Consider the following 889-nt stretch of genomic DNA (forward strand, 5'->3'; position numbering starts at 1 on the left):
GGTGATGACCGCCTCGGCGCCGATGTCGAGTACGGCCTGTTCCTTGCCCTTGCCGGCGACCGCATAGGGAATGGCGCCACGCGCCCGCGCCAGTTGCACGATGCCGGAACCGACGCCGCCCGAGGCGCCGGTGACCAGCACGCGCTCGCCAGCCTTCAAGCCGGCGCGTTCCAGCATCTGTTCGCCGGTGAGATAAGCGCAGCAGAAGGTGGCGAGTTCGACGTCGCTCATCTCCGTGTCGACGACATGCGCGTTGTCGGCTGGCACAGCCTGATACTCGGCATAACCGCCATCGCGGCCGTGGCCCATATAGTCGATGTCGGCGAGTGAATCGTCGTCGCGGTTGTAGATGGAGAAATCGACGATCACCCGTTCGCCGATACGGTCCGGTGATACACCTTCGCCGACGGCGGCGATGGTGCCGACAGTGTCGGTGCCCTGGATGCGCGGGAAGGTCAGCGTATTGCCCTGCCTTCGCCAGGTCGACACCGCGCCCGCATCTTCCTCCGTGCCATAGGCGCCCTGGCGCACCCAGACATCGGTGTTGTTCATCCCGCAAGCGCTGACCCTTATGAGCACCTCACCTGAAGCGAGGGCAGGCACTTTGACATCGGTGCGGTAGACGAGCTTTTCAGGTCCGCCGTGCCCGGTGAGCAGCACGGCGGCCATGGTGGCGGGGAGGGTTTTGGTCATGGCATTCATGGGTCGGTCTCAGAGATTGGCGAATACGTTGTTCACGGCATCGGCGGTCTTGGCCACCACGATGTCGGCTTCCTCGCGGGTCAGGCACAGCGGCGGCGCGAAGCCGAGAATGTCGCCCTGCGGCATGGCGCGGCCGATGACGCCGCTGGCGGCAAGGGCCGTTGCGACCTGCGGTCCGATCTTGAGC

1 protein-coding gene and 1 pseudogene are annotated in these 889 nt (G+C 65.5%); both read right to left on the reverse strand.

Annotated elements, in window-relative coordinates; translation table 11 throughout:
- Positions 1–702 (reverse strand): alcohol dehydrogenase catalytic domain-containing protein (locus EOA36_RS36275; protein ID WP_148669444.1); only part of this gene is annotated, 702 nt, incomplete at its 3' end.
- A gap of 9 nt (positions 703–711) precedes the next feature.
- A pseudogene (locus EOA36_RS38705) lies at positions 712–889 on the reverse strand (aspartate aminotransferase family protein); the annotation flags it as partial.

Source organism: Mesorhizobium sp. M8A.F.Ca.ET.021.01.1.1 (genome assembly GCF_003998025.1).
Taxonomy (GTDB): domain Bacteria; phylum Pseudomonadota; class Alphaproteobacteria; order Rhizobiales; family Rhizobiaceae; genus Mesorhizobium.